This window comes from Corynebacterium aurimucosum ATCC 700975 (assembly GCF_000022905.1).
GTDB lineage: Bacteria > Actinomycetota > Actinomycetes > Mycobacteriales > Mycobacteriaceae > Corynebacterium > Corynebacterium aurimucosum_F.
The window spans coordinates 37,654-59,609 of the sequence record NC_012590.1 but is presented as its reverse complement, the minus strand read 5'-3'; the positions used below and the strand labels follow the sequence as shown (position 1 = coordinate 59,609).

Here is a 21,956-nt window from a genome sequence, read left to right as displayed (position 1 = left end):
ATGTAGCAAACGCAGAAGCTAACCACCTGCCGAAGAATTTTCCGGGTGCAGACACTCTATAAGGCGGCATGGTATTAGGTGTTCGCGGCACACTGCCCCCCTCCCTGTAGGAGGAAGCGTCCTAGACTACTCGCAGATGGTAAAAACTGGTATACTCATTACAAGCCTGAAAAGGCAGGGTATCTGTCGATGACAGCGAGTCCCGACCCTATTTTGGGCGCGCCCCACGTCAGTGGGGATAGCTCATAATTGGGCAGGCTGCATTCTCGGCAACGTACCCACACCCCACATCAGTGGGGATGCCCCACCCTCCTATGCCGCTCGTATGAGTATGGATAGGAGGGTTCTTTTAACCCTTAAGTCCGAATAAAGCATGTTTGAACACATTGTGTATGCGTCGACGAAAGCACAGGTGAAGTGACTATAAATAGAAAAGACGAAGCCTCCGAATTTTCGTATGACGAATTGGCGCGATGGGCTGAATCAGAAGAGTTCTTTGACGCACTGAAGTCTTCCTCCAAGTCACCGAAATCGACCGAGACTGCACTACAAAAAGCACAAGAGATACTCCATAAGCAGCGTGGAGAATTGCGGTGAGAGTCCCTAGGCGCGGTGGTGCGCGGTGGTGACCGGCTGGGAACTCTTTTTCTAGTGCGGCAATAGCTCTTGGATTAGTGGTGAGTGTCTAGTGGCTTTAGCTGAGGGCCGAAGACTGCTAGCGGTTCAGTTTTCTAGCGGGCAAATGTTATGGCATATGGCAGGTATTGATTCTATAAACCTAGGTTCTGAAGATGTTCAGCATTGTCGACGTGACGACGAATCAGTGAAGCGAGACCCATGATGTCGAGTGCGTCTTACTCACTAATATGCCAATTGAGTCGCGTTTCGTGGGCCGCAGGGTTACGAAAAGCAGAAACCACTCCTTCAGCTAGAAGCTGGGTGCCTGTTTGCTCGTTCCTGTCCGTTGATCTTTTTAATTGATTTATCTTCAACCGCGGGTTTCCTCTGCCGAAGACTGATTGGGCCAGCTTCCTTGCGTCCAAGTCCATTCCAGTAATAAGCGTAAGCGTTCGGCTAATCCTTTGATACTTTCAAAAGCGGCTTCGTAGTAGTCTTCCTTAAGAAGTTCTGGACGGCAGTGCCTCAAGACTTGTTCATGAGCGTCGCGTCCCAGGAGTAATGTTCGAAATTGTTCGCTTCGGAGCTTTGCTTCACTGAGCGTATTTGTTTTGGTGATCCATCTGGCTTTTCCCTCCTCTGAAACGAAAAGTCCGTCGAATGACATAATTATGTTCACCTCGCCTCGGGCTACATTTATGCCACATCCGGTCTTCACGGGGAGCAGATTTCGTGGATCGAATGCAACTGACGACAGTTTGACGAGTGGCCTGCCGTCATTCTGGCTAGCTTGTTGTTGCTCTACGGCATGTGCAATTCGCGCCCACTTAGTTGTTGAGCCGCCAAGGTCATATCGACTGATACCCGTTTCAGCCAAAACTTTGTTCAATTGACTTCCGGTATAAAATTCTCCGATGGGTCGTGGGTGCGCATAGAATGGTGCTCACCTGCGCCTGTTAAATTTCGAGTTGTTGTCCTGGGTAGTGCTTGCAACCATTGGTATCTTATTTACATGGATGTTTGGAGTCGGCGGGACAAAATCCTAGAAGTCGTCGTTAATTCTGGCGTAGATGTTGTTCAATTCTCAGAGCTTCGACGTGTTGAAGATTTGGAGGGTGAATACATTGATGACCTTCAATTGGATTTATATTGGTTAGGCCAGCGAGAGTTTATTGAAATTTTTGATAGTTTTCCCGGGGATATTTCAACGGTACGTGCGAAGCGTAGGGGAATTGATTTAGTAGAGCACGGGATTTCCGTCAAGGAAATCAGTCGTCCAGAAGCTAGGAGTTCTTTTGTGAGTAGTCAGGTCAATTTCAATTTGGGCAGTGCAATCAACATTCAAGGAGATGGCAATAATGTCAACCAAAATAATGAGTCTGAGCTCCTTAGAGAGATAATCTTGGCCTTGTACGCGAATGGTGAAACTGGGCGAGTTGAAGAACTTCAAAGAGTAAGTGAAAAAGAAGGAAAGAAAGGGGCGTTGAAAACTGTGAGAGCTTGGATGGCTGACAATGTCCTTGCGCCGGCTGCTAGCGCCGCGATTGGCCCTTTAGTGACTCAAGCTCTATTTGGCTCCTAAACGGCTAGATTGATGGAGTGATGTCCGCATGGGCAGCTTACAACAGTTAATAGATGATCTCGCTGATGAATCGGTACCATTGTCGCAATCGCTAAGGCAATTACTGACGTTTAGTTATCGTGCCGGAGCGGACACATTGCGAGCTTGGGTTCTAAATGAATTAAACGGTTATTCAAAAGGTAGTGAAGTACCGAACTATCGACAAGATGTCTCGTACTGCATCAAGATGTTCTACGTAGGCATGGGTGGTTATCAGAAGCAGACAATTTTGTCTCCCTCCGATCTTCCGCAAAGTCTTAGGTTTGATAGCGATGAGATGACTGCTGTAGGAGCCTCGATTTCGGAACTTGAAACGATCGTCAATGCCGAAGCGGTGCCCTCAATTGAGCTTCCAAAGAAATGGGTAGCTATGTACGCTCAGCTTTTCGAGGAAGGTCAAGCGTCCGGTTTTTCGATGATGGTCTTAGAAAGAGCGATGGTTCAATATTCAAAGCTGCAGTTTAGCCAGGTGCTTTCTAGGACTCGTACCGAAGCTCTCAAGCTATCACTGGAGCTAGAAAAGATTTCTCCCGAGATGCTTTCTCCTGAAGAAACTTCGAACGATGATCTAAAACGATGGGGTTGCCCGCAAATCGTGGACACGTAGTGGAGCTACCTAGTGGTTAGGCAGCTATTTCTTTTCTGCTGTTGATTGCGCCGGCGTGGTTCTCGAAGTCGACGGGGCTGACCATTCCGAGTGCAGAGTGCCGGCGCCGACGGTTGTAGACGACTTCAATCCAGTAGGCAACAGCCTTGCGTGCAGCATCACGGCTCGCCCAGCGCTTACGGTCGTAGAATTCAGTCTTTAGCGTCGACCAGAACGACTCAGCCATCGCGTTATCGAAGCACACACCAGTACGCCCCACAGACTGAGCAATGCCCAGTCTGCTGCAGACCTCCCAGAGCTTCTCACTGGTAAATTGCGTTCCGCGGTCAGCGTGAAACACCAGCCCATCAGGAACATCACCGCGCAGTGTATGCGCCATCCGCAGGGCCCGTTCGACCAAACTTGTGTCTTGCACGCTATCCATAGCCCAGCCCAATACCCTGCGGGAATGACCATCGCGGACCGCGCACAAATACAGCCAGCCCTCACCGGTGCGAAGGTAGGTAATATCCGACATCCACACCCGGTTGAGCTCACCAGTATCAAACATGCGCTTGACCAGGTCAGGAAGACTCGACTTACGCTTGGCTTGGATTGTAGTCACCGGGACAAAGGCACGCGGTGAAATCCCTTCAATGCCCATCATGCGCATCCGCTTCGCCACAGTCTTACGGTTAAGCGAAATGCGGTAGCGCTCGGCGAGCTCTGCGGTGATCCGCGGAGCACCATAAACCTCATCAGAGTCTTTCCAAATCTGATGAATCTTACGGTCAACATCATCGTAAAATGCTGCCCGATCATCCTTTCCGGATAGTCGTTTCTGCTGCACATGGGCCCATTTGTAGTATCCAGACCGAGATACTTTTAATAGTCGTGCCATGCGCTTGATGCTGTAGTTCGCCTTCTCCTGCTGCATTAGTTCGAACTTTTCTGCTCGCGTTGCTTCGCGGCGAAGAAGGCTGTCGCTTTTGACAAAAACTCGTTATCCATCTTGGCTTCCGCCAACTCACGGCGCAGACGAGCATTCTCAGCACGAAGATCAGCCTCACTCATCCCATCCGAGGCTCCTCGGCGTTCACGCTCTAGTTTGACCCACCGGCCTAAAAGCCCGGCGGAAACACCAATCTCTTTAGCCACATGGGCAATCGGGCGCTCTGACTCGATTACCAGGTTCGCGGCTTCACGCCGGTACTCAGGCGTGTACTTCTTGCGCTGTTGACTCACAATGAACATCCTCTCTTACGGACACAAGATCCGTACAAATAGGGTGTCCACTAAACGAGGGTAACCTCAACGAGGGAGAATGAGGACGGAAGTGTTGGTCCAACAGTTCATGGGAGATGTAACCTTCATGCAAGGTGCTTCGAACACAAGAGTCTCCGGTGAGTTAAACGACCAAAGGCAAGAAAGAAAACAAGTCAATTTTAACCACATGGAATCTGCAAACATGCAGGAATAAATATTATTAAGTTGACACCTGTTCCGCAGCTTCAACAGGTCAAAAGTAGAAAAGTTGGATTCTGAATCAAGACGGCGTTGAAATTCTCTCTAGGTGGGGCCTGATGGGGTTGGTTCCGTTTTGGGATCAGGGCTTATCCACCATGAACTCGTGGATGAAAACTTTGTCCGTATCGTGGTGGGATATGCGGATATTCAGGGGGTAAGGCAATTGCTTCAGTTTGGGGGCCACATCTGGGTCACCGATCCCCCAGAAGCAGTAAAAATCACTGCTGATCTAGCTAGTGAACTTGCGAAACGACATAGTGGGACCACAATTCCTGAATCGTAGAGACCAAAGATGGGCATCGGGGTGCTGTCGTAACAGGCCTGCTGAAAGCGGTAAGAGGTGCGTTAACAATCTAGGAGCTTAACGATTCTTGGAAGATCTTTGTCTTACATGAGGCGGCTGTACACCGGAATCTAGGGACTGGGACCTGACCCCTGTTTGGTAGACACCTGATATCCAGCCCGGTTGGGTTGGGAAGAAAGGTAATCTACCACCATGCCTAGGTACTCCGAACAGTTCAAACGTGATGCTGTGGCACCTCTACGAAAACAATGAGGACCTCTCACTTCACGCGGCTTCAGCAGAGCTTGGAGTCAATCGTTCCTCACTTTATTCCTGGATCAAGCAGTACGGCACCGGCAAACGCGCCCGCACGAAGACCTTGCGTGACAACGCCCAGGCGACCACTGATTCTGAACGGATCCGCCAGCTAGAAAAAGAAGTCTCTAAGCTGCGTGAAGAACGTGACATCCTGCGCAAGGCCGCGAAGTATTTTGCCGAAGAGACACGCTGGTAATCCGCTTCCAGTTTGTCTACGACTACCGAACCGAGTACTCGGTCAAGCGGATGTGCCACGTGTTAAAGCTCAATCGCTCCTCGTTCTACAAATGGGTCAACACCCGCGCAAAACGCAGGTTAAAGACGTGTTCCGATGCTCTTATTGGCGCAAGAATCAAGACTATCTTCGATGATGAGCACGGGCTTTATGGTGCTAAACGCATCGCTGCAAGCCTCAACGACGATACGGACTTCGGCCCGATCAACCATAAGAAGGTCGCACGCATTATGAAATCCATGGGGCTGAAAGGCTTTAGTAAACGGCGTCGATGTATCACCACCAGGCGCAAGCCTGGCCACCGAGTCATGCCCGATTTAATAGGCCGCAGATTCACAGCTGACAGGCCAAACCACGTCTACGTAGGCGATATCACCTACCTGCCGTGTAAGGGCGGCAAGAACATGTACCTGGCCACGGTCATCGACGTCTACTCGCGCAAACTCGTCGGCCATGCACTAGCCGATCACATGCGGGTATCGCTGGTTATCGAAGCTTTATCTAATGCCAGAAAAGTCCGCGGAAGCCTTAAAGGGGCAATTTTCCATTCCGATCACGGCAGTGTGTACACCTCACAAGCATTTAGAGAGCACTGCGCCCAACTTGGTGTGCGCCAATCCATGGGAGCCGTGGGAACGAGTGCCGATAATGCCCTGGCAGAATCGTTTAACGCCACCCTAAAGCGTGAAGTTCTGCGTGATCGGAAAGTCTTTGACAATCCCATCAGCTGCCGCCAAGAAGTCTTCCGATGGTGCATGCGCTACAACACGCGCAGACGACACTCCTGGTGCAACCTTCAAGCCCCCGATGACTTCGAAGCACTCACATCAACTACACTGACCCAAGCAGCATAGCTAACCCCCGACGTGTCTACTTTCCGGGGGCCAGGCCCCTGTTACGTGCAGCCTGGTGGGGAATCCAACGACGGGAAGATCAACGAATCGACGGGTGGTGTGGTCGCGTAGCTTGCCTGGCTGTCCGCAGTCCGGGCACACGCCGGTAACGGCTACTGGTGTGGCCTCAATGATGGTCAGTGGTCCGGCGTCAGCAGCACCGGTGATGGCAAGTCCGATTTCCGCAGTACGGCAGATGGTGTCGGCGACGAGGTTTCCAGTAGGCTTCGCTTCACAGCACGGGTCCCTGGTGGGTTTAGATGGTTGTGTAGGAACTTTCATCTTCACACCAGGGACCCCTATATGTTGTGGTGACCCGCTGAACCCGTCGTGTTCTATTTCACCCCACTACGCACCCCAAAACCGGAAGAGCCAGATTACCTTTCTTCCCAACCCAACCGGGCTGGATATCAGGTGTCTACCTAACGGGGGTCAGGTCCCCGTGCTGAGCGACGCTTATCTACTACGACCACCGTACCAGTGCTAGAAATTCCCCCTATTTATCTTGCAATGGAACGTTAACGGGTTCCGGCGAAGGGGGAACCACCATTTTCCCAATTCGGCGACAAATCATTGCCATCAGTGATTCAAGGGGGCCTTTCCCTACCGTGAAATACCACGCCGAAGAAAGAAGCATCATGGATACAATTTGGGCGAAAAACCATATAACGGCATGTTCATGAATGGACTCCAGGAAAGGAACGAACAACAACAAGTGGGAGACATACAAAGTCATCGCCATTGAGCCAGCGGTAATAAGAGGGAAAAGTAATCCCGATAGCGTTCGCGAGATCACAAGCAGTACCCCAATTACGAACAAGGCGACGCCTGCAGAAAGCATGATCGAGGGAGTTGTTTCTGTATGCGGACCACTAATCGCCAGCCACCATGCGGTGTCAGTGGGAAGGTGCCCATCGGGGCCGAATTTAAATATCTCTAGAATATCGTGTGCACCGTAACCATCGGTTTGCCCATATAGTTTCGCAAAACCGCCGCCGTAATCAAGCGCAAAAGTAGTGAATATGGCGCTAGAAGCAGCAATAAGTCCACCGCATACGGTGAGACGGACCTGAGTCGTTAACCATTTTAAGTTCATGCGGCACACTGCCATGCCTAAGCACAAGTACGCCATCCAAGTAACCACAGGATATGTCCCGCCGACCAGCAAGGTGATAACAACGTCGAGCGGAGTTTCAATTACGTCGTAGAATCCCGGATTAAGCGTGGTTAGATAAACCACCCTCGAATTAGTAGCGAAAATTACTAATGGACCAATAAAAGCAAACAGTAGGGAAAGCGACAAAAGGTGCCATATTCGCAGTCGAGTTAATGGGACTGCAAGAAGAAACATCAAGCCATAATAGGGCAAAATATTGTAGACATCTATGTCAAACTGGTCCAGTACTAGGCCAATTCCCAAAATAAGCAGAGCGCGGGTTATTAATGAAACACAGCTGCGACGCCACTTTATGCCCACATGCGGGTTATTAGCACCTGTCATTAAAGCTACGGATATTCCTGCGAGCACCGCGAAAAGTGCAGCAGAATTGCCAGCGCACATCTTCCAAATCGCGGTAGGTTCTCCGGTGTATTCATTAGCAGGGGGAAGAATATGTACGGCAATCATTCCGATAATGGCGACACCACGAGCAGCGTCAAGCCCGACGATTCGATTCGGGCTAAAACGTGGGCCGAAAGCGCGGTCTGTGCTCCATGTAGGGGGACCCGGATCGATTAATTCGGAAATGCTGGCTGGCAGCTTCTCTTTCTCTCCATCCCAGATGGGACGGACATCCGTGGGGCCAGGCGCGGGTCGTTTCTGTGTGGTTTCTGGAGGCGTGTTTTGTCCGGTCATAATGAACCTTTCTCTGCACGAAATGGAATTAGTCTGTTGAGGGGAACTACTTAAAAGTTTCAGTTTGGCTTCGAGATCAATTGCTCGACCGGTTCGTCCAAGGCAGAAATGGGGTTGCCTTGCCAGATCGTGTCCCGTGGAACTTCATCTTGGCGCAGCACCAAGGAACCTGGATGTACAGTGACACGCTCACCAAGTGCGGAGCCGGGAAGCATGAAACTATTAGCACCTAGCGTTGCGCCGCATTTGATGTGCACTTTTTCGAGTGCCATCACACGGTCATGAAACAGATGGGTCTGCAGGACGGTGCCTCGATTTACGGTGGCCCTATCTTCGATGGTGATGAGGTCAAATTCGGGCAACCACCACGTTTCACACCACACATGCTTGCCAATACGCGTCCCCATGAGGCGCGCCCACCAATTGAACAAAGGCGAGCCGAGCGACATACGGACAAGTGAAGGAACTGCAAGCATTTCAGTAAAGTTGTCAACAAGTTCACCGCGCCATACGAACGTGGAGAATAAGGTGTGATTTCCAGCTCGGAATTTTCCTACAAGAGCCCACTTTACAAGGATTGGCAGCAAGCTTGCAATAACGCCGGCAGCCAGAGGACCTGACCCCTGTTAGGTAGACACCTGATATCCAGCCCGGTTGGGTTGGGAAGAAAGGTAATCTACCACCATGCCTAGGTACTCCGAACAGTTCAAACGTGATGCTGTGGCCCTCTACGAAAACAATGAGGACCTCTCACTTCACACGGCTGCAGCAGAGCTAGGAATCAATCGCTCCTCACTTTATTCCTGGCTTAAGCAGTACGGCACTGGCAAACGTGCCCGCACGAAGACCTTGCGTGACAACGCCCAGGCGACCACTGATTCTGAACGGATCCGCCAGCTAGAAAAAGAAGTCTCTAAGCTGCGTGAAGAACGTGACATCCTGCGCAAGGCCGCGAAGTATTTTGCCGAAGAGACACGCTGGTGATCCGCTTCCAGTTTGTCTATGACCACCGAACCGAATACTCGGTCAAGCGGATGTGCCACGTGTTAAAGCTCAATCGTTCCTCGTTTTATAAATGGGTGCAAACCCGTGAAAAGCGCAGGTTAAAGATGTGTTCCGATGCCCTTATTGGCGCAAAAATCAAGACCACCTTCGATGATGAGCACGGGCTTTATGGTGCTAAACGCATCGCTGCAAGCCTCAACAGTGATACGGATTTCGGCCCGATCAATCACAAGAAGGTCGCACGCATCATGAAATCCATGGGGCTGAAAGGCTTTACCAAGCGCCGCCGATGCGTCACTACCAGGCGTAAACCTGGTCACCGCGTCATGCCAGATTTAGTAGGCCGCAGATTCACAGCTGATAAGCCGAACCAGGTCTATGTAGGCGACATCACCTACCTGCCGTGTAAGGGCGGCAAAAACATGTACCTGGCCACGGTCGTCGACGTCTACTCGCGCAAACTTGTCGGACATGCACTCGCAGATCACATGCGGGTATCGCTGGTTATCGAAGCTTTATCTCATGCCAGAAAAGTCCGCGGAAGCCTCAACGGGGCAATTTTCCATTCCGATCATGGCAGTGTGTACACCTCACAGGCATTTAGGGACCACTGCGCCCAACTTGGTGTGCGCCAATCCATGGGAGCCGTGGGAACGAGTGCCGATAATGCCCTGGCAGAATCATTTAACGCCACCTTAAAGCGTGAAGTCCTGCGTGATAGGAAACTCTTTGACAATCCCATCGTCTGCCGCCAAGAAGTCTTCCGATGGTGCATGCGCTACAACACCCGCAGACGGCACTACTGGTGCAATCTTCTAGCCCCCGATGACTTCGAAGCACTCACATCAGCTACACTGACCCAAGCAGCATAGCTAACCCCCGACGTGTCTACTTTCCGGGGGTCAGGCCCAGAACAATCGGCGTGGATAGCAGCACAACAGCACGCATTCCGGCAGCATCCATACCCCAATGCATATACACAATGGTCCCGACCCACACGATAAACAGATCTAAGTAAGCGGCGATAATCGCTGGGACGAATCGAAACAGCTCCACGAAAGCACGGGCAAACTTAAGATAATGCGGGGGATTAAAAGTTTGTTCCTTATCCGCGCTCACCTGTGAACGTGGAATCTGTCGAACGGATCGACCTAGCCAAGAGGAGCCACGCGCTGGACGTTCTGGGGTGGAGGATAAAACAGCAATGAGCGAATCTGTCGGGAGATCGTGGTCAGCACCGACAATTCCAGAGTTTCCGACAAAGGAACCATCACCGATTACTGTCGTCCCAACATGCACCCAGCCTCCTCGGTAGCGCGCAGATGTACATAGGGAGTGATCGGCAAGGAAGCAATGATTCCCTATAGACGTTAGATGCGGGATGGTTTCTACCGTGGAAATTTCGGTGTTTTCACCCACACGGGCCCCAAGCATCCGCATGAATGCTGGGGTAATCCACCCTGCATAGAGAAAGTAGGTAGAGGTCAAAGTCTTTTGCAACAAACTGTGCGTGAGCCAAAGAGCCCAGCCAGTAGAAGATTGCTGGAGGAAATACCCCGGCTTAATGAACACAGAGCAAAGACGTACCGAAAAAATCACAAGCGTGACCCATGACAATACTGTCAACAAGGTAAATACTGGCACCCATAGTGCTAATAGGGGGAATACCTCTTCGTAACGCTCGTGTTTCACCACCTGTGGCAGAATCACCAGCAAGCCCGGAAGAATAGCCAGCACTGGGAGCAGCGACATCCACCCTAGGCTCAAGAAGTACAGGATCCGCATCCCAAAGGTACTTACCTTTGCTACTGTGCCTTCAGCAGCCGCCCTTTCCGGATGAATCCCCGGCCAGGTTAATCCAGCCTCACCGTGGTGGGATAGCGGTGACCCACCATATAGCTGTCCACTTGGAACATCAGTACTTACTGAAGATCCGGGCAAGACTTCTGCATAATCTCCAATGCGGACTTCTGGGTTAACGAACGTGCGCAATCCTAGGCGTGCCCCGTTGCCAACAGCGATTCTCCCAATATGAACTTCATCGCCATCAATCCAATACCCATTTATGTCTACTTCCTGCTCCAGTGTTGCGTAGTCACCAATCTCGGCGAGACCCGTTACAGGCGGAAAAGTAGCCAGCTGTGCACCCCGTCCTACGGTGCACCCAAATAGGCGGAACAGCAAGGGTGCTAGAGGAGTACCCAAAATTGGTTCTAGCTTAAGAAATGTGAGGAACCGCTCTGCTGCCCATACGCGCAAATGAGTCCAGCCTCCACGGCTATAAACTCCGGGTTTTATTCCAGCGGTGGCTAGCCTGGCGACGATGGTAATTTGCGCTATTTTTCCAGGAACCGAAAAGAGCAAGAACCACCCGACGGCGAGCGGCCAAAAAGAAATTCCCGGCACCCAAGCAGCATTAAAGAAGAACTTCAAAGCCCAAATAACAAGTAGGGACCCCACAATATAGCGTGCCGCATTTAGCACATAAATCAGACAAACGACTGCCGTTTGGAAAAGTCCCGACCACCATGGCATCTTGTCTGGCATGCGCCGTTCACCGGAGGATTGCTTGAGCCCTGAAACGTATTCCGCCATGCCAGAAAGGGTGGGGTTTTCGTACAACGCACCAATATCTAAGGTGGGATAGTCACTGCGTAGTTCTACTGCGAGTTTCGCAATAGCCACGGAGGAACCACCCAGATCGAAGAAATTCGATTCCTCTTCCATTGGAATCTTGCCTAGCTGATCCGACCACTTTTCGGCTAGCCACTGCAGATTGGCGGGCAACTCAGAGCCAAAGTCGTCGGAATCCGGTAAAGGCCATGGAAGGGCCTTACGATCCACTTTGCCGGAGGTTTTGGTTGGCAGGGAGTCGACAAAGCATAATGTCGGTGCAATGCCACCCGGCAGCACAGTCGCAAGATGGCGTCTAGTGTCAGCCATCGAAATATCCCCATCAGGGACAATGTAGCCGACAATGACATCAGAACCGGCTGGGGTCTTTTGCTTGGCTGCTGCAGCGGCTAGAACACCGGGAGCGCCAGCAAGCGCACGATCAATTTCTCCCAGCTCCATACGACGGCCGCCGAACTTGATTTGATCGTCATTGCGGCCGGCAAAAATGAGTCCTTCTGTCTCTGCAACAACGAGGTCTCCAGTGCGATAGGCACGTTGCCACTCTAGAGCCGGAATTGGTGCATACGTTTTTGCATCCTTTTCTTTATCCAGATAACGCCCGAGGCCTACACCGGTGACCACAAGTTCTCCAGTTTCTCCCCAACGGACTGGTTCTTCTGTCTCTGGGTCAATCACGGCTAATTGCCAACCTGGAGTGGGGCGACCAATACGAACAGGCGTGTCACTGTCCATCGGAACCATCCGGTGCCCGGAGCAAATAACAGTAGCTTCGGTGGGGCCGTAGGTATTCCAGAGCTCCCTGCCTGGAGTTGCTAGTCGATTAATCAGTTCCTGTGGCAGAGCCTCACCGCCAAAGATGAGAAGACGAACTTTCTCAAGTGATTTGGTAGACCAGAAAGAAGCCAGCGTTGGCACCGTAGATATAGCTGTGATGTCATGGTCAGTGATCCACTTTCCCAAAGCATCAGCAGAGCGCACGATATCGCGTGGTGCGGCTACCAATGCGGCTCCATACCGCCATGCCAACCACATTTCTTCACAGGAAGCATCGAACGCCACGGAAAGGCCAGCCATAACCCGATCTCCGGGGCCGAGAGGTTCATCGGTGAGGTACATACGCGACTCTGCGTCTACTAATGCCGCAGCAGAACGATGCGTAATTGCTACGCCCTTGGGCTTTCCAGTGGAACCAGACGTAAAAATAATCCAGGCATCGTCACCCAACGTCGGCGCCTTTTGTTCCACTCCTTCTTGAGATTCTTTCTGCAATTCCAGCGAGAGCTCAGCCCCGTAGACAGCAGTAACGTCCGCTTCTTCCCACACAGTATCGGCACGCGAGTCAGGATCGTCCCAATCCACGGGCACGTAGGCGGCGCCCGCACACAGAGTGGCCAGAATAGCAATGTATAGATCTAGCGTCCCTGACGGCACTCTGATGCCCACGCGAGCGCCAGGCCCAACACCGATATTGTTGAGACGCTGCACCTGCGCCTCTACCCGTTGGGCAAGTTCGCGGTACGTAAGCTGCTGAGATGCCTCGAGCGCAATTTCATTGGGATAGGCTTCCACCGTAGCTTCAAAAATATCTACTAAAGTGCGAGGCTCTGGCACGTCCTCAGTCCCAAAAATGGCGTACTCAGAGTGATCCACGGGAGACATACGCGGGGAGCTTTCGTAAGTCAAAATTCTGCCTTCCTTAACGGGCATCAATTTTCCTTAGGCACAGTGAAGTGCCCCGAGTTTTGTTCCTAGGCATTTGCCTTGATTTCTATTTTTACTTGCGGCGGGTTCTGCTTCCAAAATTCGGTTTCTGAAGCGTCCTGGGTTTAGTTCCGCTTCTTTTACGGCCCTGTGTTGATGGGCTGGGTGAGATAGTACTCGGTTTCTACTTCCTGTGGGGTGGCGTAGTCCAAAGCTTCATGAAGCCGCTTGGTGTTCCACCAATGCACCTACCGTAAGGTGGCCAATTCGACTTCTCCGACCGATGTCCACGGGCCCTTGGGCATGAATCAGTTCCGCCTTGTAGAGACCGTTGACGGTTTCAGCTAGAGCATTGTCATAAGAATCGCCGACTGTTCCCACACTCGGCCGGATTCCGGATTCCGCTAGGGCGGTGGAATACTTCAGTGACACGTACTAGCTGCCCCGATCGCTATGGTGAATCAGCTGGTTTCCATGGATTCGCCCAGCAGTCGTTAACGCATGCTCCAAGGCCTCCATGGGCAGCGCATCGGTGCGCATCGTCGAGCGTGTAGCAACACCAACAATCTTTCGGCTGAAGACATCCACGACAAACGCGGTGTAGGCGAATCCTGACAGGGTGCGAACGTAAGTAATGTCGGCAACCCACAGCCTGCCTGGTGCTTGTGCACGAAAGTTTCGCTGCACCAGGTCCGGGCGATGATCCGGTGTCTTCGGGCTAATCGTTGTCACGGGGGTTCGTCCACGTCTGCGGCCAGAAACACCTGCTAGCTTCATCAAACGTGCAGTCTTGTCACGGCCGATATGAAAGCCTTCACGGTTCATCGCGTGCCACATTTTGCGGATGCCGTAGACCGAGAAGTTCTCCGCATGCACACGCTGTATCTCTGGGATGAGAAGGCTGTCGTTTAAGGTCCTTGCACTGGGAACGCGGGTGGTGGCTTTGCGGTAGCCGCGTGAAGTAATGAATCCACGATCTGCTTGTTTAAGGACTCGGCAGATGGCCCCGGGCCCCAAACTGATCCTTATACGCGTCGATGTAAGAGATCATTTGGTCGTGGGTCGGTCGAGTTCCGCTGCGAAAAAAGCCGAAGCAGTTTTAAGAATCCCATTTGCTCGTTTCAGCTCACGGTTTTCGCGGCGCAAACGCTTGAGCTCTTCTTCCATCGTTTCGCCGCCAGACGCATCAGAGTCATCACGTACTGAAGCGCTGTCACGGTACCAAGCCCGCAACGTGTGGTGAGATACCCCAAGCAGCTCACCGACCTCCGTGTAGGCACGTTGCAGTGAGCAGGACTCCAAGCGGACCATTTCGATGATCTGATGGACCGCCTTCTCCTTAAACTCGACGGAATACTTTCTAGGCATAGTTCAATCCTTCCTTAGCTGAGGTAGGAACTAAACCCAGGACGCTTCATCTTGAGCCTTTAGGGACCATAGTCGGCAAGAATGTTCCCGCCCGAGCGCGTGGGACATCAACAGTTACCGGCCCATAGTTAGAATCCACGGTCTTCGAGTAGGTTCCGTTGCGGTGATTGTCTGTCCCAGCTGCAGCTTTAGCACTCCTGTCGCCAGACTCGTAGCCAAGGTGGGCATCCATCTCAGCGTTGAGTCCCCTGGTAATCGAGGCTTGCAACATGCCCCGAACCAGGTCATTGGCATCCGTTGTAGACGTGCCTAGGTCATCAATTAGTTTCGCGATTTCTGGGTTAGCAAGCAGCTTCCTTTCAATCGCATCAATCTTGGCCTTATCAGCTTTGAGGTTACCCTCGTTTAGTGGACACCCTATTTGTACGGATCTTGTGTCCGTAAGAGAGGATGTTCATTGTGAGTCAACAGCGCAAGAAGTACACGCCTGAGTACCGGCGTGAAGCCGCGAACCTGGTAATCGAGTCAGAGCGCCCGATTGCCCATGTGGCTAAAGAGATTGGTGTTTCCGCCGGGCTTTTAGGCCGGTGGGTCAAACTAGAGCGTGAACGCCGAGGAGCCTCGGATGGGATGAGTGAGGCTGATCTTCGTGCTGAGAATGCTCGTCTGCGCCGTGAGTTGGCGGAAGCCAAGATGGATAACGAGTTTTTGTCAAAAGCGACAGCCTTCTTCGCCGCGAAGCAACGCGAGCAGAAAAGTTCGAACTAATGCAGCAGGAGAAGGCGAACTACAGCATCAAGCGCATGGCACGACTATTAAAAGTATCTCGGTCTGGATACTACAAATGGGCCCATGTGCAGCAGAAACAACTATCCGGAAAGGATGATCGGGCAGCATTTTACGATGATGTTGACCGTAAGATTCATCAGATTTGGAAAGACTCTGATGAGGTTTATGGTGCTCCGCGGATCACCGCAGAGCTCGCCGAGCGCTACCGCATTTCGCTTAACCGTAAGACTGTGGCGAAGCGGATGCGCATGATGGGCATTGAAGGGATTTCACCGCGTGCCTTTGTCCCGGGGACCTGACCCCTGTTAGGTAGACACCTGATATCCAGCCCGGTTGGGTTGGGAAGAAAGGTAATCTACCACCATGCCTAGGTACTCCGAACAGTTCAAACGTGATGCTGTGGCCCTCTACGAAAACAATGAGGACCTCTCACTTCACACGGCTGCAGCAGAGCTAGGAATCAATCGCTCCTCACTTTATTCCTGGCTTAAGCAGTACGGCACTGGCAAACGTGCCCGCACGAAGACCATGCGTGACAAGACTCAGGCGACAACCGATTCTGAGCGGATCCGCCAGCTAGAAAAAGAAAACGCAAAGCTGCGCGAAGAACGCGACATCCTGCGCAAGGCCGCGAAATATTTTGCCGAAGAGACACGCTGGTGATCCGCTTCCAGTTTGTCTATGACCACCGAACCGAATACTCGGTCAAGCGGATGTGCCACGTGTTAAAGCTCAATCGCTCCTCGTTCTACAAATGGGTCAACACCCGCGAAAAACGCAGGTTAAAGACGTGTTCCGATGCCCTTATTGGCGCAAAAATCAAGACCATCTTCGATAATGAGCACGGGCTTTATGGTGCTAAACGCATCGCTGCAAGCCTCAACGACGATACGGACTTTCCTCCGATCAATCACAAGAAGGTCGCACGCATCATGAAATCCATGGGGCTGAAAGGCTTTAGTAAACGGCGTCGATGTATCACCACCAGGCGCAAGCCTGGCCACCGAGTCATGCCCGATTTAATAGGCCGCAGATTCACAGCTGATAAGCCGAACCAGGTCTATGTAGGCGATATCACCTACCTGCCGTGTAAGGGCGGCAAGAACATGTACCTGGCCACGGTCGTCGACGTCTACTCGCGCAAACTTGTCGGACATGCACTCGCAGATCACATGCGGGTATCGCTGGTTATCGAAGCTTTATCTCATGCCAGAAAAGTCCGCGGAAGCCTCAACGGGGCAATTTTCCATTCCGATCATGGCAGTGTGTACACCTCACAGGCATTTAGGGACCACTGCGCCCAACTTGGTGTGCGCCAATCCATGGGAGCCGTGGGAACGAGTGCCGATAATGCCCTGGCAGAATCATTTAACGCCACCTTAAAGCGTGAAGTCCTGCGTGATAGGAAACTCTTTGACAATCCCATCGTCTGCCGCCAAGAAGTCTTCCGATGGTGCATGCGCTACAACACCCGCAGACGGCACTACTGGTGCAATCTTCTAGCCCCCGATGACTTCGAAGCACTCACATCAGCTACACTGACCCAAGCAGCATAGCTAACCCCCGACGTGTCTACTTTCCGGGGGTCAGGCCCCTGTGGTCAGTCGGGTACCAGTGGACTTCCACGCGATTGTTGCGCGGATTACCCACGAACTGGCGCACCCACATGCCGGAGTTGAGGACCAACCCGATCGGAGTGGGCACGTCCATGTCCTGGAGGCCGTGGCCGAGGAACACCGGTTTATCGTAGCCGGCGACCGGGGTGGCCATGAAGTCACGGATCGCTTGCTCTGCACCGGGGACGTCGCGAATCGGCTTCGTGAACGCCCGGGCCAAGTTGGTCCCGTCGACGGCGTCGCGCACCTCGTAAAAGCAGCTCTTTTTGGATTCGGCTATCATGCGGCGGCCTTCGTCGGAAAGCGCGGGATTGAAGTCGATGTGTGGGTTCGCTTCTTGCACCGCCGCCAGGATGTACAGGCCGTAGGTGCCCAGGGCGGGCGGCAGCGGAACCGGCGGGAACGTCGGACCCGCGGCGATGATGATCTCCTCCACGTACGCTGGCGCGCCCGTCGCAATGGCGCCACGGTAGTCCAGTCCCAGGTTTTGGCTCAGTGGTGTCGTCCGGTGCGCGACGTGGAGCACCACTCCCCCCTCCTTGTGACTGCCCGATCACCGCCCACTTTTTCGCCAGCTGCCCCTGCGTGCCCGCCATCTTGTGCGCAGCCGCCACCGAGTCGACCACGTTTTCCGCTGCCAACTTGCCGTTGAGGTAGCTGTGCAGGCCGGGCGAGTCCAACCCGACGTAATCCGTCGCCACGATGGCGTACCCCATGTCTAGCCAGCGGTTGAGGTACTCCGCGTCGCGCGGCATGCGCGCATCTATTGTCGGCGCACACTCATCCCCCATGCCCACCGCGCCGTGCGCCCATGCGAGCACCGGCCATCCGCCCTCCGGCGTCTGGCCATTCGGGAGATATACCGCCCCCGTGCTGGTTGCGGGGCGTCCGTGCTGGTCAGTGGTTGTGTAGGCGACGCGGAATCGCTTCGACGCGCTACCCAACCCCGCCCGCGGATCAAGCGGTACCTCCGCCAACACCGTACCGGGACCTCCCTGCGGCGACACAGCGGGGAGACCACTGCGGAAGATCGGTTCATTGCGCTTTGCGACGTCGCGCATCGGCACCCCCTGCTTCACCGCCCCCACTGGCGTGACATCCGCCATCGAGCCGAACGCCGTCTGCGCACGCGCTGCAGGCAGTGACGCTGCCGTGCCGGATAGCCCCGCCATCAGGGTCGCGGCGTCTACCGCAGCTGCGCAGGCCTTAGCCCATGCTTTCCCCGCCGTAGTCTGTGCAGCCCTATCTGGTCCCGTCGTGGCTTTAGTGCGTCCCATATCTGCCTCCTGCATGTCTCCCGCGGGCGCAGCGTTGAATCCGCGTTGAATCTAGGTATCTTTTTTACCCAGAATGACTGCCCGGCGGAGCGAAACCGCGACCGAGATGCAGGCCTGGCGGCTGTTCAACCGGCCTTGTCACTGCGGTGGCCGCGAGGGGTTCTGGGACGATGATGCCCTTCTGGATAGGGACATCCACCCCGAGCTACAGGTATAGCCCGGGCAAGGAGTTCAGCCTCCAACTGAGGCTTAGTTCATGATCCCGTCCAGGAACGGTACGGAGTCGGCGGTGGACTCGTTCATCGTGTCAACGTGGTCGGCCGGGTACCACCTGACCACCACTCGGTTATTGCGCGGGGAGCCGATAAACTGGCGCAGCCACATGCTGGAGTTGAGGATCACCCCGATCGGAGTGGGCACGTCCGAATCGAACAAACCGTGTCCCAAGAAGACCGGCTTGTCGTAGCCGGAAACCGGGGTGGCCAGGAATTCACGGATTGCGGCATCCGCCCCAGGCACCTCACGCAGCGGCTTCTTGAACGCCCGCGCCAGGTTCACACCTTCCATCGCCTCACCGACCTCGAAGAGGCAGCTCTGCTCGGACGCGGCGATCATGCGGCGGCCTTCGTCGGTAAGCGCTGAGTCGAAGTCGATGTCCGGGTTCGCCTCGTACACAGAAGCCAGGACGTAGAGCATGTACGTTCCCATGATCTCCGGAAGCGGCATGGGCGGGAAGGAGGGGCCAAAGGTGAGCAACAGATTCTCAACGTACGCCGGCGCGCCCGTGGCCACCCCGCCGCGGTAGTCGAACTCGAGGTCTTCGCTCAGCTCCGTTGCCCTGTGCGCGACGTGGAGAGCCACACCGCCGCCCTGGGACTGCCCGATCACTGCCCACTCGTCCGCCAACACGGGCTCAGTGTCCGTTGTCGCGTCCATCTGGTGCGCAGCCGCAACAGAGTCCACCACGTTTTCCGCCGCGACCTTGCCGTTGAGGTAGCTGTGGAACCCGGGCGAATCCAACCCCACGTAATCCGTGGCGACGATTGCGTAGCCCTCGTCCAAGAAGGTGTTGAGGTACTCTTCCTCGACCGGCCACAGGGGGTTGATTGACGGTGCGCATTCATCGCTCTGACCCACAGTGCCGTGCGCCCATGCCAGCACCGGCCAGCCGCCCTCCGGCTTCTCGCCCTCCGGCAGGTACACTGCTCCGGTGCTCACAGCAGGCTTTCCGTGCTGGTCAACGGTGGTGTAGGCGATGCGGTACTGCTCCGACGCACTCGAAAGTCCGACATTGACATCTAGCGGCACCTCAGCCAGCACAGTGCCCGGCTCGCCCTGCGGTTCCACGTCAGGCAAGCCGCTGCGGTAGACCGGCGCATCCCGCTCAGGGACTTCCCCCATCTCTGAGCCCAGGTTCACCGAACTGCCGGCCTCGTCGACAATGGAGCTCGACGAGCTTTGCGCCTGCGCCACCGGGGGTGTTGCCATCATGCCAACGCCCAGCGTCAGTGCGCTCAACGCGGCCAGTGCGCTCCCGGCAACTCGCTTGTTCTGCTCCATGCAATGCCTCCTGATCGAGAAATGAGGTTTCTTAAAACCTACACAAAACTAAACTTTTTCTACATGTATTGTTTATATAAAAGCTACATGTTTGTTACACAGGCAACGCGTTGTCAGTGCTCTTCGAAATGTAGCCCACTGGCGCTCTTTGAAAAGTAGCCCAGGATGATGTGGAAAAGGTGGTCACACAAATAGCGGTAAAACAACGTGCCTAACACATAGGCCTTGAAGTCCCAGCCATCAACCTTGCCGCGCAAATCATTGGTAATGCTGTCAAGGGTCTTGTGGAGGTTATCTCGCTGAGCTTTTTCGTTGAGGGTGACATTCGCCTTCGTGTCCTTCCAAAAATAACGTCTTTGTCATTCTATCTGCGAATATACACTCAAAGTGGGTATTTATCACCTATAACTCTGTGCCAAGCTCTTCTTCCTCTCTGCGTCTTGAGACATGCTTGCAGTACGGAAGTTTGAAGTATCCTTTTCTAGACTGAAGGTATCGTCTAGCTCCAGACCAAAAGTTGGTGGCGCAACTGGAAACAGACTAATCAGCGACAACGATATTCAAGATGGTTACAATCCTGATCTTTGTTGTCATTCATACGTCTGCATAAGGAAACATCCCACCAATGTTTGAAGCGTCCCACATGAGACAATCCACTTAAAAATGTTGGCAAATGGGGAACATCTGCGACGCAAAGAGATTCCGCAAAAGTCTATTCGACTTTGATGCGACGAAGTTGACGACTACCAAAGCCAACCCATAGGTTCCCGATACCCAATCAGTCTCCATGCCTGGGATTCTCCCACTCCATCCCCACAAGTACGATTCTCGGCATGACCCCACAGAAAAACAGAAGAAACCGGAGGTCACGAACCCTTTCGAGTTTGTTACCTCCGGTGTCACAGTTTGTTCAACTGCTCAGCGTGCCCGGGGCGGGACTTGAACCCGCACGTCCTATAAGGACACTGGCACCTGAAGCCAGCGCGTCTGCCAATTCCGCCACCCGGGCAGGGTATTGATGTCTTGGCGACTAGCTAACCTTAGCACGCAGTCCAGCAGATTCTACAAATCCGCTGGCAAACCCGAACTTTCCAGGGAACTTTGCCGCGCGCGTCTACGTTATGTGGAGGAAAGCATTCTATACTGATCGCTGCTATATCTCTCCCTGAAAACATCCCGAAAGGAGGACGGCTCTTCCTATGGCATTGCTAGATAAGCTCGCCAAGCTGGATTCTTCCCTGCAACGCGGACTGGACAACGGCATGGCCTTTGTCTTCGGCGGCAAAGTCGTCCCCGCTGAGATTGAGGAGCTTCTCAAGCAGGAGGCGCAGGACAATTTGTCCCGCGGTGATGACGGCAAGCTGTATAGCCCCAACGTCATGACCGTCGGCGTATCCTCCAAGGACATCGAGAACCTCTCCCAGGACCGGGGTGTTCCCAAGGATCTAGCTGATCAGCTCACCCGCTTCATCCGTAACAGTGGCTGGTCCCTCGCCGGGCCGGTCATCGTCCGCATCGCGGAGGAGTCGGGGCTGCGGACTGGGCAGTTGCGCGTGTCCTCTTTTTTGGATCACGAGCCCACCGAAGAAACCGGATTCGATGCGATTTTCCACCACGACCATGGTCAGGAGGACTCTATGACCCAGCCGCACAACGCCGATGAGGCCGCAACCACCGCCTTCATGGCCCCCACCCCGAACGAGCCTGCACCGCAGGGTCCTGCGGTGACGCTTATGCTGCAGGACGGCTCCTCCCGCGTCTACCACGTGCAGGAAGGCTCCAACATCCTGGGCCGCAGCAACGACGCGGACCTGCGCCTGCCCGATACCGGTGTCTCCCGCCAGCACGCGGAGATTACCTGGAACGGCCAGGACGCCGTGCTGGTGGACCTGCAGTCCACGAACGGCACCACCGTGAACGACACCCCTATTGAGAACTGGCTGCTTGCCGACGGCGACGTGATCACCCTCGGCCACTCCCACATCGAGGTACGCATCACCGGCCTCGAGGGCCAAGGCTATTAAGCCACCCCGGCAACGTTCCCACATTTTTAGCGTAAGGATTTTC

13 protein-coding genes, 1 tRNA gene and 7 pseudogenes are annotated in these 21,956 nt (G+C 53.8%); 8 read left to right on the top strand and 13 right to left on the bottom strand.

Annotation, left to right across the window (positions count from 1 at the left end; genetic code table 11):
• Positions 1–854: 854 nt before the first annotated feature.
• Positions 855–1,285: pseudogene (locus CAURI_RS13725) on the bottom strand (TIGR02391 family protein).
• Positions 1,286–1,630: 345 nt separating this feature from the next.
• Between CAURI_RS13725 and CAURI_RS00430 the strand changes: the two are divergent.
• Positions 1,631–2,200: a hypothetical protein gene (locus tag CAURI_RS00430; protein WP_029158892.1), complete on the top strand. Its 570-nt coding sequence runs from the start codon at positions 1,631–1,633 to the stop codon at positions 2,198–2,200.
• A gap of 28 nt (positions 2,201–2,228) precedes the next feature.
• On the top strand, positions 2,229–2,846 hold the full coding sequence (locus CAURI_RS00425) for an AbiTii domain-containing protein (RefSeq protein WP_157860599.1): 618 nt from the start codon (positions 2,229–2,231) through the stop codon (positions 2,844–2,846).
• A gap of 16 nt (positions 2,847–2,862) precedes the next feature.
• Here CAURI_RS00425 and CAURI_RS00420 read toward each other — a convergent pair.
• A protein-coding gene (locus tag CAURI_RS00420) for an IS3 family transposase (protein ID WP_157860598.1) occupies positions 2,863–4,079 on the bottom strand; the annotation gives its coding sequence in 2 pieces (ribosomal slippage) (positions 2,863–3,818 and positions 3,818–4,079; 1,218 coding nt in all).
• Positions 4,080–4,848: 769 nt separating this feature from the next.
• Between CAURI_RS00420 and CAURI_RS00405 the strand changes: the two are divergent.
• Positions 4,849–6,042 (top strand): annotated as a pseudogene (locus CAURI_RS00405) (IS3 family transposase).
• Between the two features lie 42 nt (positions 6,043–6,084).
• Here CAURI_RS00405 and CAURI_RS13470 read toward each other — a convergent pair.
• The 3 genes and pseudogenes from CAURI_RS13470 to CAURI_RS00395 form a co-directional block, all read right to left on the bottom strand.
• Positions 6,085–6,363, bottom strand: a pseudogene (locus CAURI_RS13470) (transposase family protein); the annotation flags it as partial.
• Positions 6,364–6,577: 214 nt separating this feature from the next.
• On the bottom strand, positions 6,578–7,936 hold the full coding sequence (locus CAURI_RS00400; protein ID WP_012714727.1) for a heparan-alpha-glucosaminide N-acetyltransferase domain-containing protein: 1,359 nt from the start codon (positions 7,934–7,936) through the stop codon (positions 6,578–6,580).
• Positions 7,937–7,995: 59 nt separating this feature from the next.
• Positions 7,996–8,547 (bottom strand): annotated as a pseudogene (locus CAURI_RS00395) (amino acid adenylation protein); the annotation flags it as partial.
• 73 nt (positions 8,548–8,620) lie between these two features.
• Here CAURI_RS00395 and CAURI_RS00385 point away from each other — a divergent pair.
• Positions 8,621–9,813, top strand: a protein-coding gene (locus CAURI_RS00385; RefSeq protein WP_420805220.1) for an IS3 family transposase whose coding sequence is annotated in 2 segments (ribosomal slippage) — positions 8,621–8,903 and positions 8,903–9,813 — 1,194 coding nt in all. Because the reading frame shifts where the segments join, the coding sequence is not laid out codon by codon here.
• Between the two features lie 16 nt (positions 9,814–9,829).
• Here CAURI_RS00385 and CAURI_RS00380 read toward each other — a convergent pair.
• From CAURI_RS00380 to CAURI_RS13465, 3 genes and pseudogenes are all read right to left on the bottom strand, one after another.
• On the bottom strand, positions 9,830–13,285 hold the full coding sequence (locus CAURI_RS00380) for a non-ribosomal peptide synthetase (RefSeq protein ID WP_012714723.1): 3,456 nt from the start codon (positions 13,283–13,285) through the stop codon (positions 9,830–9,832).
• A 134-nt stretch (positions 13,286–13,419) separates the two neighbouring features.
• A pseudogene (locus tag CAURI_RS13720) lies at positions 13,420–14,647 on the bottom strand (IS3 family transposase).
• 49 nt (positions 14,648–14,696) lie between these two features.
• Positions 14,697–15,020, bottom strand: a pseudogene (locus CAURI_RS13465) (transposase); the annotation flags it as partial.
• Positions 15,021–15,106: 86 nt separating this feature from the next.
• On the opposite strand from CAURI_RS13465, the gene CAURI_RS00365 reads away from it, so the two are divergent.
• The 3 genes from CAURI_RS00365 (at position 15,107) to CAURI_RS00350 (ending at position 16,992) form a co-directional block, all read left to right on the top strand.
• Positions 15,107–15,415 (top strand): IS3 family transposase, encoded by a 309-nt coding sequence (locus CAURI_RS00365; protein ID WP_010188437.1) that lies wholly within the window; start codon positions 15,107–15,109, stop codon positions 15,413–15,415.
• Positions 15,415–15,735, top strand: a complete 321-nt coding sequence (locus CAURI_RS00360; protein WP_012714719.1) for an IS3 family transposase — start codon at positions 15,415–15,417, stop codon at positions 15,733–15,735. Before CAURI_RS00365 ends, CAURI_RS00360 begins: the two co-directional genes overlap by 1 nt.
• A gap of 64 nt (positions 15,736–15,799) precedes the next feature.
• A protein-coding gene (locus tag CAURI_RS00350; RefSeq protein ID WP_420805224.1) for an IS3 family transposase occupies positions 15,800–16,992 on the top strand; the annotation gives its coding sequence in 2 pieces (ribosomal slippage) (positions 15,800–16,082 and positions 16,082–16,992; 1,194 coding nt in all).
• A gap of 16 nt (positions 16,993–17,008) precedes the next feature.
• Here CAURI_RS00350 and CAURI_RS14045 read toward each other — a convergent pair.
• The 5 genes and pseudogenes from CAURI_RS14045 to CAURI_RS00335 all read right to left on the bottom strand — a co-directional run bounded on the left by CAURI_RS14045 (position 17,009) and on the right by CAURI_RS00335 (position 20,898).
• Positions 17,009–17,578, bottom strand: a complete 570-nt coding sequence (locus CAURI_RS14045; RefSeq protein ID WP_236660881.1) for a hypothetical protein — start codon at positions 17,576–17,578, stop codon at positions 17,009–17,011.
• A 61-nt stretch (positions 17,579–17,639) separates the two neighbouring features.
• A pseudogene (locus CAURI_RS14040) lies at positions 17,640–17,768 on the bottom strand (alpha/beta hydrolase); the annotation flags it as partial.
• Positions 17,769–18,578: 810 nt separating this feature from the next.
• On the bottom strand, positions 18,579–19,889 hold the full coding sequence (locus CAURI_RS00340) for an alpha/beta hydrolase (protein WP_010188194.1): 1,311 nt from the start codon (positions 19,887–19,889) through the stop codon (positions 18,579–18,581).
• Positions 19,890–20,002: 113 nt separating this feature from the next.
• A complete protein-coding gene (locus CAURI_RS14035) occupies positions 20,003–20,146 on the bottom strand; it encodes a hypothetical protein (protein WP_239274673.1) in 144 nt (47 codons plus the stop codon).
• Positions 20,147–20,813: 667 nt separating this feature from the next.
• A tRNA-Leu gene (locus tag CAURI_RS00335) sits at positions 20,814–20,898 on the bottom strand.
• Between the two features lie 190 nt (positions 20,899–21,088).
• Here CAURI_RS00335 and CAURI_RS00330 point away from each other — a divergent pair.
• The gene (locus CAURI_RS00330; protein WP_010188192.1) at positions 21,089–21,913 is read left to right on the top strand and encodes a DUF3662 and FHA domain-containing protein; all 825 of its coding nucleotides are present in this window, start codon (positions 21,089–21,091) and stop codon (positions 21,911–21,913) included.
• Positions 21,914–21,956: the final 43 nt, after the last annotated feature.